Here is a 17274-nt window from a genome sequence, read left to right as displayed (position 1 = left end):
TTTTTAAAGATTCTGACTTCATTGGGCGTAAGAAGTTTGCATACATACCCTTTAGACATATACCCCCTTTTTCCGCCAAAAAAACCTATAATTATGCATTTTTTGCTGTTTTTCTCTTTTTCGAATAGAGAATCTGCCTTACATGCTTCAGAATGCAAAAAAGCCGCTCAAAGCGGCTTTTCTTCACGCACAATTAAATCCTGGGCTTTAATGGTCACGAGTTCATCACGGTTATATTTATCGGACATGAGCAGTCTCATTGCCTGGGCTCTAATTGATTTTTCAATCACATTCCTGATATATCTTCCATTACTGAACTTTGATGGCTGAGTATTGCTTTTCACAGCCATTAAATGGTCCTTCAGCTTCCATTCTGCTTCTCTGCTCCAGCAATATTCTCTTTCTTCGATCATTCTTTTCGATATATCCATAAGCTGGTCCACCGAATAGTCCGGAAAATCGATGACGAGCGGAAAGCGCGAATGAAGCCCAGGATTGATGGATAAAAACTGGTCCATCTCACGGGAGTATCCAGCAAGGATCAGAATAAATTCATGCTGTTTGTCTTCCATATGTTTCACAAGGGTATCGATTGCTTCTTTTCCAAAATCCTTCTCTCCCCCGCGGGCTAAAGAGTAGGCTTCATCAATAAAGAGAATCCCGCCAAGCGACCGTTTAATGAGTTCCCTGGTCTTTTGGGCGGTATGGCCAATATATTCTCCAACTAAATCCGCTCTCTCCGCTTCAATTAAATGCCCCTTTGAGAGAACATTCATTTGGCAAAATAATTTCCCGATTAGCCGGGCGACTGTCGTTTTGCCGGTTCCCGGATTCCCTTTAAACATCATATGAAGCGCCTGCTTCCCCGCTTTAAGCCCCTGCTCTTCCCGTTTTTGGCTGACGAAGATCCAGGCGTAAATTTCTTTTATGTTCCGTTTCATCTCTTCCATTCCCACAAGGGTGCTCATTTCTTCTTCAATTTGCCGCAGGATGGCATGCTTTAAATCGGTTTTTGGAAGAACCAGGTCATATCCTTTTGCTTTTGTCTCCAGTTCCCTGCCGGCTTTTGTCTGACCGTTAAGAATGATGTTGATCTGTCCGTTGTTCTTATAAGTAACTGCCTGATCCATGAGAGTCACCTCAGCTTTCTACCATACTATACGCGCGGATCGGCTTTGCCGTGACAAATGCCTATTTGGGGAAAAAATGATTGATCTTCCTATATGTATTCATGAAACCCTTGTGTACAACCATCTGAAAAAAAGCAAAAATAAAAACCGCATACCTTTCGTATGCGGCTCGATTCAAACATTTATTTATTCAGTTTCAAGCTGAATGTTCTTTTGCGGAGCAAATGTTGAAATCGCGTGTTTATAAATTAACTGCTGCTTGCCTTCTGTCTCAAGCAGAACAGTAAAGTTATCAAATCCTTTTACTAGTCCCCTTAGCTGAAATCCATTAAGAAGGAATACGGTTACGAATACTCCGTCCTTGCGCAGCTGGTTCAAAAACTGGTCCTGAATATTGATTGCTTGTTTCATGATTTGTCCTCCTCATTTCTCTATATGGTTACTATTCGTTTTGAAGATGAAGCTTTCCTGCTATATATGTAAAAATTTCGTCAAGCTTCTGCCGTGAATTGGCCGGAGGAGTCATATCGAACCATTCGACATCCATCTTATTCCGGAACCAGGTAAGCTGGCGTTTCGCATACTTTCTTGAATTCTGCTTCAGCTGTTCCACAGCCTCTTCGAGAGACAGACTGCCGTCCAGATAACGATAGATTTCTTTATATCCGATTGCCTGTACAGCTTGACCTTCCCGGAGGCCTGATTGATACAGATGATTTACTTCTTTCAGAAGTCCAGCCTCCATCATCTTATCAACCCTCTGGTTAATTCGATAGTACAGGGTTTCACGGTCTATCGTCAAGCCTATAATTGCAGATTCAAAGTGTTCTTTCCTTGCCTGTGTCTCCAGAAGCTCTGTCATCGTCGTGCCTGTGCTGTGATAAATTTCAAGTGCCCTGATCACTCTTCGCACATTGTTTGGATGAATTCTCTCTGCAGATCCGGGATCGGCCTCCCGCAAAAGGGCATGCACATACTCTGCCCCTTTTTCATTCGCCGTATTTTCCATTTGAATCCTGAAATCAGGATCGGATGGCTGCTCTGAAAATTGATAGTCGTATAGGAGGGACTGAATATACAGGCCAGTACCGCCAGCTACAATCGGTATCTTCCCTCTTGAAGAGATGTCTGCTATACAGGCTCTTGCAAGCTGCTGGAATTCAGCGGCTGAAAAGCTCTCATCCGGATTTTTAATATCAATTAAATGGTGGGGAATCCCCATCATTTCTTCCTGTCGGATTTTTGCCGTTCCTATATCCATGCCTTTATAAATCTGCATCGAATCCCCGCTGATTATTTCACCGTTTAGCTTCGAGGCAATTTCAATACTTAAGCTTGTTTTCCCTACGCCTGTAGGACCGATAATTACAATAACTTTTTGTTTTTCTGACAATCCACTCACTCTTTCAGCTTCTGTTCATATATGCCCGGAAATAGTATAGCACGATTTCTGCCAGATACGTAACCATTATGGCCATAGAGGAATCCATCTATACCATGCGGGCTGGTCTACTCCTACAGGGTTGCCAGTCATCCCGTCGAAAAGATGGAAATGGCGTTCGATGCCGCCTTCAGCATATTGAACCCCGCCTGTAACAGAACCAGGCGGTTTATTGTAATTGTAGTAGGTTCTCCCTTTCATGCGATGGTAGTGGGTGCCATCGGGAAGAGGAACAGCCGGGCCGGTTTTTCCGTAAAAGCGGTGGTAATGCTTTTCATCAAATGAACTGATTCCGCTGAAAAAATGAATATGGCCATCCCATGCATTCCCGTTAACAGGCTTTGTAAAGCCGTCCATCACATGCGTATGTCCCACAGCCTCAGATGTTTCAATTAAAAACACATGACTGTGGGACGGGAAATCCGGCGGAGCAAAAATAACTCTCATTCACAGCGCCTCCTGTATTCTGTCTAATGCAGACTACACAAAAAAGACGCCGTGTGTGACGGAAGCTTACATAATTCTCTTAAACATTTTTTCCATTTCATACGTTGTAAAGTGAACAATGACCGGCCTTCCGTGCGGACAGGTGAAAGGATCTTCTGCACGTCTCAATTCTTCGAGGAGAGCTGTCATTTCATCAAGCCGCAAATAGCGGTTCGCTTTAATGGATGCTTTGCAGCTCATCAAAATAGCGGCTTCTTCCCTCAATTTTTTGACATCCGGTTTTTTCAGTTCGAGCACCTGCTGAATCATTTCTTCAATGATGAACTGCTCTTTTCCTGAAGGAAACCATTGAGGATGGGAGCGCACAATAAAGCTGCTTCCTCCGAACGGCTCGAGAAATACGCCTACCTCTGCAAGAGATTCCTGATGTTCACTTATTTTCAAGGACTCGTCATGAGAGTAGTGAAGGGTAATCGGCACAAGCATTTCCTGCACTTCTTTCTCCATTGAACCGACTTTTTCACGGAAAAACTCATATTTAATCCGTTCCTGCGCTGCATGCTGATCAATCATATAAAGGCCGCTCTCATTCTGCGCAAGAATATAGGTTCCATGCATTTGGCCGATGGGGTACATGGCGGGTACCCTTGGTTCGCTTTCCGCGCGTTCGTCTATTTGTTCATTCTGTTCAGACGGGTAACGTTCCTCAAATGCCGATGAAGAAATTTGAGGTTCTTCAGATTCAAATGAAAGCATTGCAGGATGAGATTCTTTAATCATCTTGTCCAGCAATGGCGAAGGTTCTTCTTCACGTGCCTGCAGCTCTTTTTCCTGATTAAGAGGACCCGAATTGATTTTCGTTTCCGCCGCCCTGTATTTTTCATTAAATGTCAGAGCCTGCTGTTCATCTTTAGGGGGGGCAGGCTTTGCCTTTTGAACTCCGGATTCGGGAATCAGCGTTTTTTTTCTAAAAGCCTGCTTTACTCCGTCCGAAACAAGCTCATACAATTCGGCTTCCTTGCTGAGCCTTACTTCCATTTTAGATGGATGGACATTGACATCCACGAGCAGCGGATCCATTTCTATATTAAGGAAGGCAATCGGATACCGGCCAATCGGCAAAAGGGTGTGATAGCCTTCCAATATGGCTTTTGCAAGGGTGTAATTTTTAATAAAGCGGCCATTAATAATCGTCGAAATGTAGTTCCTTGATGCTCTTGTGATTTCTGGAAGCGCGATGTACCCGTTTACTTGAAAGTCAAGAGATTGAAGCGACACCGGCACCATTTTCTTGGCGATCGAGAGTCCGTATATCGACGCAATGACTTGCCGAACATCCCCGTTTCCATTTGTATGAAGAATGGTTTTGCCGTTATGCGTAAGCCTGAAGGAAATGGAGGCATTTGCCATCGCGAGCCGGTTTACGGCATCGGTAATATTCCCAAGTTCCGTATGGACGGTTTTCATATATTTCAGCCGGGCCGGCGTGTTGAAAAACAGTTGGGAAACCGTAATATCCGTTCCTTTCCTGCTTGAAGAAGCTTTATGCTCCTCCACTTTTCCGCCGACCAGTTTAAGATGCGTTCCTTCATCCGCACCATTGCTTGTTTTCATTTCGATGTGGGAAACAGAGGCGATACTCGGGAGAGCCTCTCCTCTAAAACCAAGTGTTCGAATTCGAAACAAATCATTTTCATCCTTGATCTTACTGGTCGCATGCCTTTGAAATGCATTCAGACCATCCTCTGGCTCCATGCCGTCTCCATTATCAATAATCCGGATCAGCCCAAGACCCGCTTCCTCTAATTCGATTTCAATGACCGAGCTGTTCGCATCAATGGCGTTTTCAACCAATTCTTTTACAACAGAAGCTGGCCGCTCAACGACCTCTCCTGCTGCAATCTTGTTGCTGAGCTGATCATCAAGAAGGACGATCTTGCCCATGTTGGATCAACTCCTTTCTATTCTCTTGCTGTCTTCTGAAGCTCAAACAGCTTGTTCATCGCGTCAAGAGGAGTCATTTCAAGCAAATTCAATTCTAAAACCGCTTCTTTCAGTTCCTTATCTGCAGGCCGCTCTCTCTTCTGCTTTTTCGGCGCCTCACTTTGGGAAAAGAAAGAAAGCTGGGCTTCTTCTGTATGAACCGGGGAGGGTTCGTCCTTTTCTTTAATGACTTGCGCTTTAGGCTGATTTTCCAATTTTTCAAGAATTTCCTGCGCGCGCTTAATCAGCTCAGCCGGAAGCTCGGCCAGTTCTGCCACATGTATTCCATAGCTTCGGTCGGCTGCCCCTTCAGATATTTTATGAAGAAAAACAACCTTCCCATTTCTCTCAACCGCTCTGACGTGCACATTGGCAAGCAATTCAAGCTTCTGATCGAGAATCGTCAATTCATGATAGTGGGTAGAGAAAAGAGTCTTCGCTCCGATTTTATCATGGATATATTCAATCATCGCCTGGGCAAGAGCCATTCCGTCGTAAGTGGAGGTACCCCGGCCGATTTCATCAAATAAAATCAGGCTGTTTTTAGTGGCGTGAACAATTGCGTTTCGGGCCTCGAGCATCTCAACCATAAATGTACTCTGCCCTGAAATCAGATCATCCGCCGCTCCGATTCGGGTGAAAATCTGGTCGAATATGGGGAGAATTGCCTTTTCAGCCGGTACAAAACAGCCGATTTGTGCAAGAATAGCTGTCAGCGCAACCTGTCTCATATACGTACTTTTCCCGGACATATTCGGTCCAGTGATCAGCAGCATCCCTCTTCCGGTCCCATCCCCCATCCGGCAGTCGTTCGGCACGTATTCCTGTGCCTGGAGAACTTTTTCAACAACAGGATGCCTGCCGTCTTTCAGGTCAAGTGTGTCATCGGAAAATACCGGCCGGACATACCGGCGTTTGTCACTGACCGATGCAAAGCACTGCAGAACATCCAGTTCGCTAATGCATTTAGCAAGAGACTGAAGCCTTGGAATGAAGGTCCTGACCTTTTCGCGCAATTCATTAAACAGCCGATACTCTAGCTCTGCCATATTTTCTTCCGCTTCAAGGATCAAGGCTTCCTTTTCTTTTAAATCAGGTGTAATAAACCGCTCTGCATTCGTAAGGGTCTGTTTCCGCTCATAAAGTCCTTCCGGCAAAAGATGCAGATTGGCTCTCGTAATTTCAATGTAATATCCGAACACCCGGTTAAAACCGACCTTTAAAGTGCGGATTCCCGTTCTTTGTCTTTCACTCGCCTCAAGTTCGGCAATCCATGTTTTTCCGTTTTTGCTTGCATCGCGATACTGATCAAGCTGCTCACTGAAGCCTTCCTTCATCATATTCCCTTCTTTGACGGAAATCGGCGGCTGTTCAACCAGAGCCTGATCGAGCAGTTCTTTCAGGTCATCACAAGGATCAATCCGTCCTGCCAGCTTGTCTGAATATGGATGATTTAAAGACTTGATCAGTTCTGAGAGAACCGGAACCTGCTGCAGTGATTTTTTAAGCTGAATCATGTCTCTCGCATTTACATTTCCGAAAGCAACTCTTCCTGCCAGCCGTTCAAGATCGTACACCTCTTTCAAGCCTTCGCGGATATCCTCGCGCTCAAAAAACCGTTCAAGAAGAACTTGAACCATTTCATGCCTTTCCTCGATCATACGGCGGTCAATGAGCGGCCTGTCCATCCACTGCTTCAGCAAACGTCCGCCCATCGCTGTCTTCGTCTCATCGAGCAGCCAGAGCAGTGAACCCTTTCTTCCGCTGCTCCGAATCGTTTCCGTCAGCTCCAGATTTCGTTTAGAGTATAAATCCATCTTTAGAAAATTCTTCAGTTCATAGTGCCGAACCGGCTGGAGATGATCCAGATTTCTCTTCTGTGTCCTTGTAATGTAGTGATAGAGCCTAGCAAATGACCGCTGCAGATCCTGATCTTCAAGCCCCCTAAGAAGCTGACGCGGGATAGCCCCAGCATCATCCTCATGTTCGATGGATACCGCTACACTGCAGCGGTCCTTCATCATTTTTACATACTCTTCAGGAAAAGCACTTTCGATAACCGCTTCTTTTGCTCCAAGTGAATAAATTTCGTTAAGGGCTTCATCGAACCGGTTTGTTTTGGTCACACTCGTCTCACCGGTTGTCAAGTCCGTTACAGCAAATCCGAAACCGGCTCCGAGTACAGTCAGGCTCACCAGGAAATTGTTTTCTTTTTCAGAAACGCCTTTTCCATCCATCACGGTACCCGGGGTAATGAGCTGAACAACTTCCCGGCGGACTACACCTTTGGCCTGCTTAGGATCTTCTGTCTGCTCGCAAATCGCTACCTTAAAGCCCTTATTAATCAATTGTTCTATGTAATTGGGTGCAGAATGATACGGAACACCGCACATCGGAATTCGCTCACTGCTCCCACCGTCCCTGCTTGTCAGCGTTATCTCAAGTTCCTGTGATGCACGAATCGCATCCTCGAAGAACATTTCATAAAAATCACCTAATCTGAAAAATAAAAAGGCATCCTCGTAATCTGCCTTAATCGTCAAATATTGCTGCATCATCGGCGTGTAAGTAGCCATGTATATCCCCCATTGCCTATCCTAATCAAAAACATTCTTAAATTATAACATATGAAGCAACTCTCCATATATGGTCAAGAACTGTAAAAACAGACATAAAAAAAACTAGGAAGAACATCTTCCTAGCTTGTTACTCTTCTGCTTCCCCCGCCAGAAACTCAGGGTTTAAATCTTCAAACTCATCCTCAAGATCCTCTTCCCACTCTTCATCTTCACCCAAACCGCCTTGATGAACAACCACAACGACCTTCGTCTCCCCAATCACTTCCGCCATCACTTCACGCTCGGCCTGAACAATAATTTTATTTCCGTTAGGTGAGATGGTGACTTCCAGGCAGTTCGGCTGCTGAAGAACTTTTGCACAAACTTCATGTTCGTCATCAATAAAATGATTATCTCTGTATTTCAGTTTTACTACATCGACATAGCTGACCCGCTCGGTGACAACTTCTGTTTTTGTATTATCGTCATATGAATACCAAACGTTTATGTCGTAAGTACCTTCAACCTCGACTGTTTTACCAACTTTATGGGGTTCGTATTTATGGTTGATAATCCAGCCGCCCAAAATACTGGTAGGTCTTTGAGACGGGGAGATCGTGTGCGTGCATTGAGTAAACTTTCGTCCTTTCGCAACAACCGCTTTTGTGATAATTTCTCTGTATTCAGACATTCAGCCATACCCTCCTCAATACATATTCATTCCATTGTATGCTGGGTTTATATTGAACTTGCAATGATTCACACGAACATGCAGACAAATTCTGCTTCGTCCATGACGTTCCTATTTCATATGTATGCATGAGCCCAAAAAAATGTGCCTTTTTTTTAAAGCGGAAGCGGCTGTTTAGCTGCGAGAGACGGTGGAGCTGGAACTGACAAAGTCGCACTTTGACTTTGACAGGGCCAGTGAAGCGGCCGAACAGCTAGCCGCTGGAGCTGGATGCCGAAACAGAGTTCAGCGAGCCTAAATAGGTATAGGCTGCAAAAGCGGAGGGCGCTTGATTAGGACTGAGAGACGGTGGAGCTCCCGGCCGAGGGCTGCTTCAAGGTAGGATTAAAGCGATTCTCCTTAATCAGTCAGCCGCCACGCGGCTAAAATCAGTGACATACACTTCATCCCTTATTTAAAGCGGATCTAATCTTTTATGTATCCTATGCACCTTTACCCGAACCGTTCTTTAGATTGGAATGGAACATAAAATAAATAAAAAAAAACTGCCGTCAAACGGCAGTTTTTCTTTAATTGCGATGATTAGCAGCTTCCGCCTGGACTGTTTTTCAGCTTAGAGCCGGTTTCAGCGGTTAGGAGGTCACCTTCTGTGCTTTCAATAATTTTATCTGTTACCTGATTGGAGATCGTATTTGCCACAAGCTGAAGCAGATCGTTCACTTCAATTTGCGAATCCTGAAATTCCTGAATGATCGGCAGCTGATCCAGTTCTTCCTGGATGCTGTCAATCTTGTCTTCAATTTGCTTCAGGGCTTCCGTTTTTCCGTAATGCTGGAAGTTGACAGCCTGTTTTTGCAGGCTTTTGATGCTGGCGATCATGCTGCGTACTTTTTCGTTTTCATTAAGCTGGGCCTCAGCTCGTTTGAAAAAGTCGACTTCCTCCGTCTCGGAAATCATTTGTGCAAGTTCCTTTGCACGGGCCACAATGTCATCCTTTGAATATCGTGTCATCTTCAGTTCACCTCTATAGCTTCTTCTGCCATCTCACCGTCCAGTGACCATGTCTTCGCTTTCGTAACTTTTACTTTTACGATCTGGCCAATGACTTCTCTAGGTCCCCGGAAGTTGACGAGCTTGCTTTTTTCTGTGTAGCCGGCTAGTACATCAGGGTTATTCTTGCTCTCACCCTCAACTAATACTTCGACAACCTGCCCCTCATATTCCTGCATTTTCTTGGCAGAAATTTCATTTACAAGGCTGTTCAGGCGCTGAAGACGGTCTTTTTTGACACGCATCGGAACATTATCCTGCATTTTGGCAGCCGGAGTGCCTTCACGCGGAGAATAAATATACGTGTAGGCTGCATCGAACTGGATTTCTCTATAGATGGACATCGTTTCTTCAAACTGCTCTTCTGTCTCATTCGGAAATCCGACAATAATGTCTGTTGTTAATGTTGCATTTGGCATGGCTGTTTTAATCTTTTTCACTAACTCTATATAGTGCTCGCGAGTATATTTGCGCGCCATCAGCTTCAATACATCTGAGCTTCCGGACTGAATCGGAAGATGAATGTGATCAAGCAGATTTCCGCCTTTTGCAAGAACCTCGATCAGCCTGTCATCAAAGTCACGGGGATGGCTTGTAGTAAAGCGGATTCTTGGAATATCGATTTTATGCAGCTCATCCATTAAATCCCCAAGACCGTAGGAAATGTCTGTAAAGTCCTTCCCGTAAGCATTCACGTTCTGGCCAAGCAGGGTGATTTCTTTGTATCCCTGTGCGGCAAGCTGGCGCACTTCCTGAATGATTTCCTCAGGACGGCGGCTCCGTTCTTTCCCGCGCGTATAAGGAACGATACAGTATGTGCAGAACTTGTCACAGCCGTACATAATGTTTACCCAGCCCTTAATTTCGCCTTTTCTGACTCTCGGAAGATTTTCAATGACATCGCCCTCTTTTGACCACACTTCAACGACCATTTCCTTGGACATATAGGCTTCCTTCAGAATGTGCGGAAGACGGTGGATATTGTGCGTTCCGAAAATCATATCGATATGGGGATGCTTCTGCAAAATTTTATTAACGACCGATTCTTCCTGGGACATACAACCGCAAACTCCCACCAGCAGGCCGGGTTTGTTCAGTTTTAAAGGTTTTAGATGTCCGATTTCTCCAAACACTTTATTTTCAGCATTTTCACGGATGGCACAAGTATTCAGGAGAATAACATCCGCATCCTCAGTAGTATTTGTCGCCTCGTAGCCGAGTGCCGTAAAAATTCCGGCCATCACTTCTGTATCATGTTCATTCATTTGGCAGCCGTATGTGCGGATATAAAATTTCTTTCCGTTCCCCATTCCTCTGAATTCCTCTGAAATGGAAAAATCATTTTTATATTGAATGTCTTCTTTGCCCCGTTTTTTCGCATCCTTTAAGGATGGAGGCATATAGACAGCCTGAAAGTATTTGCTGTAGTCTTTTTCTGTTTTCTTTGTTTCAGGAGTAACCTGGCTATTTTCTTCACGCTGTTTTTCGTTCATGGAGAGTGCTCCTTTCAAATACCGCTTTTATCTGTTCAATCAGCCTGTGACTGATTTATGTAAAAAACAAGTTTTCAATACTATAGTATAACTTCTAAGAGACTTGCGTACAATAGAAGCCGCTTTGAATCAGAAAAAAAAGAGAGGAACGGTTCCTCTCCCACACTTAAAGAATATTCAATTCCTTTGCGGCTTTTTCAAAAATATTCAATGCTTCCTGAAGCTCTTCCTTTGAATGCTGAGCCGTTACGATGGTCCGCACACGGGCCTGTCCTTTTGAAACAGTTGGAAAGGCAATACCCTGAGCAAACACACCGTACTCGAGCAGTTTGTCAGAAAACTGATGGCATTTCTTTTCGTCGCCGACGATGACTGGAGTAACCGGTGTTTCGCTTTTCCCTGTATCAAATCCCAGCTTATTTAAGCCGTCCTTAAAGAATTTTGCATTATCCCAAAGCTTATCAATGAGCTCCGGTTCTTCCAGAAGCACACGGATCGCTTCGATGCACGCCGCAGTGACAGCAGGCGGATGGGATGTACTGAACAAAAATGGACGCCCTTTATGGATTAAGTAATCGATCAATGTTTGTGAACTGGCTACATAGCCTCCGAGTACACCGATTGCCTTGCTCAGCGTTCCAACCTGAATATGCACGCGGCCATCCAGACCAAAATGATTAACCGTTCCTCTGCCATTTTCTCCAAGAACTCCTGAAGCGTGAGCATCGTCCACCATAATAAGTGCATCATATTTTTCTGCAAGCTCAACAATTTGCGGAAGAGGAGCGATATTGCCGTCCATGGAGAATACCCCGTCCGTCACGATGAGCCGGACACGGAAATCCGCGGATTCTTTCAAGGCACGCTCCAGATCCGCCATATCTACGTGGTTATATACTTTACGTGCCGCTTTAGTCAGACGGATTCCGTCAATGATCGAAGCATGATTTAAAGCATCTGAAATGACAACATCTTCACTTGTTAATATAGAGGAAAGCACCCCCTGGTTCGTTGTGAACCCTGACTGAAAAACAAGTGATGCTTCAGTATGCTTGAATTCAGCCAGTTTTTTCTCCAGTTCTTCATGCATGGAAAACGTTCCGGCAATGGTCCTTACTGAACCTGTGCCGGCTCCGTATTTTTGAGCCGCTTCCACAGCAGCTTTCCGAAGACGGGGATGAGATGTAAGGCCGAGATAGTTATTCGATGAAAGCTGTATCACTTTTTTGCCGTTTATGACAACTTTGGACCCCTGCTCCGACTCCAGCGGAACAAGCTTCCGGAATGTTCCCTGCTCTTTCATTTCATTCAGTTCCGCCTGCAGATATTCAAAACCTTTCATGGTGAACCCCTCCTAAAAATTATGGATGCAAAACTACTTTTCCGCATTTGCCCTGGATCATCAGTTCAAATCCTTCTTCAAAATCTTCAAGCTTGAGATGATGAGTAATCAATGGCTCAACATCCACCTGTCCTGATTTCAGCAAACTCGAAACCTGCTGCCATGTTTCATACATTTTACGCCCCGTTATTCCTTTGACCGTAATCCCTTTAAACACAATATCATTTGTCACATCAATTTTTACAGGCTGCACGGGCAGACTTAAAATTGATACACGGCCGCCATTTGTCACCATTTTAAATCCCTGATCCATTGCTGCGGGATGACCGGACATTTCACATACCACATCCGCACCATTGCCGTCTGTCAGCTCCAGAACTTTTTCCAGAGGATTGATCTCATTTGAATTAATTGTGACCGATGCTCCCATTGCTGCTGCGAGCTCGAGGCGGTATTGATTAACGTCCAGAGCAATGACCTGGGAGGCACCAGCTGCTTTCGCAACGCCTGCTGCCATAATGCCGATCGGTCCGCAGCCAATAATCGCGACCGATTTCCCCGCCACATCTCCTGAAAGAACGGTGTGAACGGCATTTCCCATCGGCTCTTGGATAGAGGCCACGTCCCATGGCATCTCTTTCGGGTTTTTCCATAGATTTGATGCCGGAAGAGCTACATATTCGGCAAAGCATCCGTTCGTATCGACCCCGATAATTTTCGTTTCTTTGCATATATGAGCATTTCCAGTCAGACATTGCGGACATTGACCGCAAACTAAATGCGTTTCAGCAGAAACATGGTCTCCCGGTACAACACTCGTAACTTTGCTGCCAACCTTAACCACTTCTCCTGAAAATTCGTGCCCGAAGACATAAGGAGTCTTTACACGGCTTTGCGACCATTGATCCCACGTATAGATATGGACATCCGTGCCGCAAATCGAAGTGGCCATTACCTTTATCAGTACTTCATCTTCTTTTATCTGAGGGATATCAACCATTTGCAGCTGAGCCCCATACCCTTCATGATGCTTCACAAGCGCTTTCATTTTTCCATTCATGATGAACACTCTCCCGTTCAATGAAACTGTGACTTCAAAGAAAGTCTATCATTATAGGAGATTAGAAGTAAAGGTGCCTGTCCACTCTGAATAGACAGTTGAACGCTCAGGATAAATTTCCGGAAATTTTTTTTCAAAGGGGGCTTAGACCTGTTTCCGGCCGTTCCGCATCCTGGAATGGAATTTATCAAGTCCGCCTCTTGCATAGGCATAACTGCATCTATATTTTCCCTTCTATGGATCACCATTTCTGTCTTAACGCACGGTTATCCCTTTTTACCTTTTAGGTACAGAGGCTCTGGCTGAACACAAAAAAACGCCTTGTAAGGGCGCTGATTACATAAATTCGGCTGTGAGTTTGCTGAATTGCTCTTCGGTTATTTCCAGTTCTGCTTTTGAAAGAGGCTCCTGGCTGTATCCCTGTATCAGTTCCTGATAGGAACGCTTGTTTTTATCCTGATAAATCAGCCCGGTTACAAGACCATTATGCTCCATTACGGTCTGCATAGCGGTCATTCGATTGGAAGGATCATAGTTTTCCACATTACTCAGTTTTGTTAAATTCTCTTTAAACCACTCGTACGTATTCACTTTGTTATATGTCACGCATGGACTGAACACATTGATGAACGAAAATCCTTTGTGCTGAATTCCCTGTTCAATCAAAGAGGTTAAATCTTTTAGATCAGTTGAAAAGCTCTGCGCGACAAAGGTGGCTCCGGCTGTCAGCGCCATTTCAATGACGGAAAGGGCAGACTCGACCGATCCTTCAGGTGTGCTCTTTGTAACAAATCCGGTGTCGCTTCTTGGGGACGTTTGGCCTTTTGTCAGTCCATAAATTTGATTGTCCATAACAATATAAGTAATATCAATGTTTCGCCGTATGGCATGAATGGTATGTCCCATGCCAATGGCAAAACCATCCCCGTCCCCTCCTGACGCGATGACAGTAAGGTCCCGGTTTGACATTTTTACCCCTTGGGCAATCGGCAATGAGCGGCCGTGGATACCGTGAAAGCCAAATGAGTTTATATAGCCTGAAATTCGTCCGGAACAGCCGATTCCTGAAATGACGGCTAGCTGATCCGGTTCCAGTCCTGTATTGGCTGCAGCCCTCTGGATAGCGGCCTGAACAGAGAAATCTCCGCATCCAGGACACCAGTTTGGCTTTACATCATTGCGGAATTCTTTAAAGGTTGCCATTACATCAGCTCCTTAATCTTTGCATACACTTCATTTGGCAGAAATGGATTGCCGTCATATTTTAAAATAGATTCCATTTTTTCCGCGCAGTTCACGTTCATTCTGATAATACTCGCCAGCTGTCCCGTTGCATTATTCTCAATGACCAGCACTTTTTCAGCAGCAGCAGCCAATGCTCGAAGCTCATTTGAAGGAAACGGATGAATCAGCCGGATGTGAGCATGGTTAACCCGCACCCCTTCCTTTTCAAGCCGCCCCATTACCTCTTCAATGACTCCCCGGGTAGAATTAAATCCAATGAGAAGAACATCGGCATGTGTGTGTTTAATATTTTGATGAATGGGAGTGTGAAACAGCAATCCTTCCATTTTTCTAAACCGTTTGTCCATCTGGTCTTTACGGTTTGATGCAACTTCGGAAGGTTTACCAGTTTCGTCATGCTCAACCCCGGTCACGTGATGGATCGCATGCTTCATTCCCGGCAGGACTCTTGGGGAAATTCCGGATTCAGTTACCTCATAACGCTTAAAGTAGCCTTTCCCCTCCCGCTCAACGAGACCGCCTTCTTCCTGGAGAGCTCCGCGGCGAATTTGAATTTGATCATAGTCAAGCGGTTCAACAGACTGCTTTCCGAGCGACAGCTGCAAATCAGAGAGCAGGATAACCGGACATTGATATTCTTCGGCAAGATTAAACGCTTCCACAGTATCATAAAACGCTTCCTGCACGGTACTCGGCGCCATGACAATCTTCGGAATCTCCCCATGGGTTCCATAGATCATGGCCATTAAATCGGATTGTTCCTGCTTCGTAGGCAATCCTGTACTAGGTCCCCCTCTTTGAGTATCCACGATCACGAGCGGAGTTTCTGTAATCCCTGACAACCCGATCGCTTCCATCATTAACGACAAACCCGGTCCGGCAGAGGCTGTAAATGTACGGGTCCCTGCATAATTCGCTCCGATGCTCATTGTGCAAGCAGCAATTTCATCCTCTGTCTGGATGACTGCCCCGCCGAACTCAGGGAGTTTTTTTATTAAATATTCCATAATTTCCGACGCAGGCGTAATGGGGTAAGCCGCCATAAAACGCGCGCCTCCAGCCAATGCTCCAAGTGCAATCGCATCATTTCCGATCATGAACATCCGTTTTTTCTGCTCTGTTTTCTCTAAATGTAGGTCACTTCGATTGTATTGGAGCTCCTGTTTTAAATAAGCCGACCCTTTTTCGATGGCATTCATATTCATTTCGACGATTTTCTTCCCCTTGCGTCCGTAAGTTTCCTCCACTACTTCATAAAAATCGTCCGGACTGATATTCAAAATAGCACTTGTTGAACCGATTGCCACCATATTTTTCATAAGGGTTGTGCCAAGCTCATGCGCAAGCTCCGTAAACGGAATGGAATACAGTGTTACATTCTCTTCATCGGCAATAACAGGGCTGAATTTGGAATCCGCCAGCACGATTCCTCCTTTTCTCAGTTCGCTGAAATTTACATCAATCGTTTCCTGGTCAAATGCAACCAAAATATCCAGATCGTCAGAAATGGAGCGCACCTGTTCCGTACTGACACGAATCTTATTGTTTGTATGCCCGCCTTTTATTCTTGATGAAAAATGCCTGTAGCCGTATAAATAATAGCCAAGCCGGTTTAATGCGATTGAAAACACTTCGCCAGTAGATTCAATCCCCTCTCCCTGCTGTCCTCCTACTTTCCAAGAAAGCTGTTTGACCATCCATATACACCCCTTCTATTTGGCTGAACAAAAATGTGATGATGCAGGAAACGATTATCCTATTAAACCACGCATCATATTTTAATTATTCTGATTTCTTAGAACGGAATTCTCCCGGCAAAATGATCATAAGCAATTCCTCTGGCTATTTCTTCCGGATACCGCTTGAAAATCTCATTTAAAAGATTGGAATACTGCTCATAGCCCCCAAGTCCTGGTACGGTTTCCGCTATTCCGTCAAAATCTGATCCGAGGCCAATATGCCGCTCTCCTCCAAGAGAGCAAAAATGTTCAAGGTGATTCAGGAGCATCTGGATACCCGGTTTTTTTGCACTGATAAACTCCGGAACAAACGTGATGCCAATCGGTGCATCCCTCTCAATCAAAGCTTTTACCTGATCATTCCTCAAGTTTCTTGGATGAGGACGCAATGCGTAGGCATTTGAGTGGGTTGCCGTTACATGGTCGGCCACTTCAATGGTCTCCCAGAAGCTTCTTTCTCCTAAATGAGATACATCGATCCAGCCGCTCACCTTATTAATCTCCTCTATAAGGCGCTTCCCGCTTTGACTGATGCCTGCATTTCTCGATTCTAAAGCCCCGTCCGCAAAATAGTTGGCAAAATTCCAGGTCAGATTAAAAATTCTTACTCCGTACTGATGCAGAACCTGAACCCGGTCAAGCTGATTTCCGATACAGTCGCATCCTTCGAGAGTCAGAATTAAACCGATCTGGCTGCTTTTTAACTGATCTGCCTCCCATTTACTCGTGACGAGCTGAAACTGGGAGTATGGCTTCAAAATCCGCTCATTCAGAATATGTATTTGCGCTAAGGCGGCATCAAATTGCTTCTCTGACGGCAGTTCAGGAGGAATAAAGATGGCCAGGCACTGTATTTTTGCATCGTGATCAGTCATTTTTTTTAAATTGGTATGCAGTGCTTTTCCATCCCACGGGTCTATGGATGGGTTAAGCCACAGTTTGAGAAGCATATCACAATGAGCATCAAATATTTTCATTCTGCTTTTCCCCCAGATTGTAAAATAAGAGGCTGCCGGTATTCAAGCATGTCCCTGTCCGTGCCGCATTAAATGAGCACACTGGGGGATCCTTGGCCGGTCAGCCTCTATCTTATAA

At 44.9% G+C, this 17274-nt stretch carries 14 protein-coding genes; all 14 read right to left on the bottom strand.

Annotated features, from left to right (window positions below):
- Positions 1-167: 167 nt before the first annotated feature.
- Entirely contained in the window at positions 168-1130 is a 963-nt protein-coding gene (gene spoVK, locus CEF21_RS12085; protein ID WP_123916684.1) for a stage V sporulation protein K, read from the bottom strand.
- 186 nt (positions 1131-1316) lie between these two features.
- Positions 1317-1541 carry an RNA chaperone Hfq gene (gene hfq / locus CEF21_RS12080; protein WP_123916682.1) on the bottom strand — a complete coding sequence of 75 codons (225 nt, stop codon included), beginning with the start codon at positions 1539-1541 and terminating at the stop codon, positions 1317-1319.
- 31 nt (positions 1542-1572) lie between these two features.
- Positions 1573-2523 (bottom strand): tRNA (adenosine(37)-N6)-dimethylallyltransferase MiaA, encoded by a 951-nt coding sequence (gene miaA, locus CEF21_RS12075; protein ID WP_123916680.1) that lies wholly within the window; start codon positions 2521-2523, stop codon positions 1573-1575.
- A gap of 75 nt (positions 2524-2598) precedes the next feature.
- On the bottom strand, positions 2599-3018 hold the full coding sequence (locus tag CEF21_RS12070) for a YmaF family protein (protein ID WP_123916678.1): 420 nt from the start codon (positions 3016-3018) through the stop codon (positions 2599-2601).
- Between the two features lie 66 nt (positions 3019-3084).
- The gene (gene mutL / locus CEF21_RS12065; RefSeq protein WP_123916676.1) at positions 3085-4962 is read right to left on the bottom strand and encodes a DNA mismatch repair endonuclease MutL; all 1878 of its coding nucleotides are present in this window, start codon (positions 4960-4962) and stop codon (positions 3085-3087) included.
- Positions 4963-4979: 17 nt separating this feature from the next.
- A complete protein-coding gene (gene mutS, locus CEF21_RS12060) occupies positions 4980-7577 on the bottom strand; it encodes a DNA mismatch repair protein MutS (RefSeq protein WP_123916674.1) in 2598 nt (865 codons plus the stop codon).
- 130 nt (positions 7578-7707) lie between these two features.
- Complete coding sequence (gene cotE, locus CEF21_RS12055; protein ID WP_123916672.1) at positions 7708-8250, bottom strand: outer spore coat protein CotE; 543 nt, start codon at positions 8248-8250, stop codon at positions 7708-7710.
- Positions 8251-8832: 582 nt separating this feature from the next.
- A complete protein-coding gene (ricA, locus tag CEF21_RS12050; protein ID WP_123916670.1) occupies positions 8833-9261 on the bottom strand; it encodes a regulatory iron-sulfur-containing complex subunit RicA in 429 nt (142 codons plus the stop codon).
- A 2-nt stretch (positions 9262-9263) separates the two neighbouring features.
- Complete coding sequence (miaB, locus tag CEF21_RS12045) at positions 9264-10793, bottom strand: tRNA (N6-isopentenyl adenosine(37)-C2)-methylthiotransferase MiaB (protein WP_123916668.1); 1530 nt, start codon at positions 10791-10793, stop codon at positions 9264-9266.
- Between the two features lie 166 nt (positions 10794-10959).
- Complete coding sequence (locus tag CEF21_RS12040; RefSeq protein WP_123916666.1) at positions 10960-12135, bottom strand: glycine C-acetyltransferase; 1176 nt, start codon at positions 12133-12135, stop codon at positions 10960-10962.
- Positions 12136-12154: 19 nt separating this feature from the next.
- Positions 12155-13195, bottom strand: a complete 1041-nt coding sequence (gene tdh, locus CEF21_RS12035) for an L-threonine 3-dehydrogenase (protein WP_123916664.1) — start codon at positions 13193-13195, stop codon at positions 12155-12157.
- Between the two features lie 336 nt (positions 13196-13531).
- On the bottom strand, positions 13532-14398 hold the full coding sequence (locus CEF21_RS12030) for a 2-oxoacid:ferredoxin oxidoreductase subunit beta (RefSeq protein WP_123916662.1): 867 nt from the start codon (positions 14396-14398) through the stop codon (positions 13532-13534).
- The gene (locus tag CEF21_RS12025) at positions 14398-16137 is read right to left on the bottom strand and encodes a 2-oxoacid:acceptor oxidoreductase subunit alpha (protein WP_123916660.1); all 1740 of its coding nucleotides are present in this window, start codon (positions 16135-16137) and stop codon (positions 14398-14400) included. The genes CEF21_RS12030 and CEF21_RS12025 overlap by 1 nt, the downstream gene beginning before the upstream one ends.
- 98 nt (positions 16138-16235) lie before the next feature.
- Entirely contained in the window at positions 16236-17156 is a 921-nt protein-coding gene (locus CEF21_RS12020; protein ID WP_123916658.1) for a dipeptidase, read from the bottom strand.
- Positions 17157-17274: the final 118 nt, after the last annotated feature.

It is taken from the genome of Bacillus sp. FJAT-42376, from assembly GCF_003816055.1.
In the GTDB taxonomy this organism is placed as follows: Bacteria; Bacillota; Bacilli; order Bacillales; family Bacillaceae; genus Metabacillus_B.
This window is presented reverse-complemented; position numbering and strand designations above follow the sequence as displayed.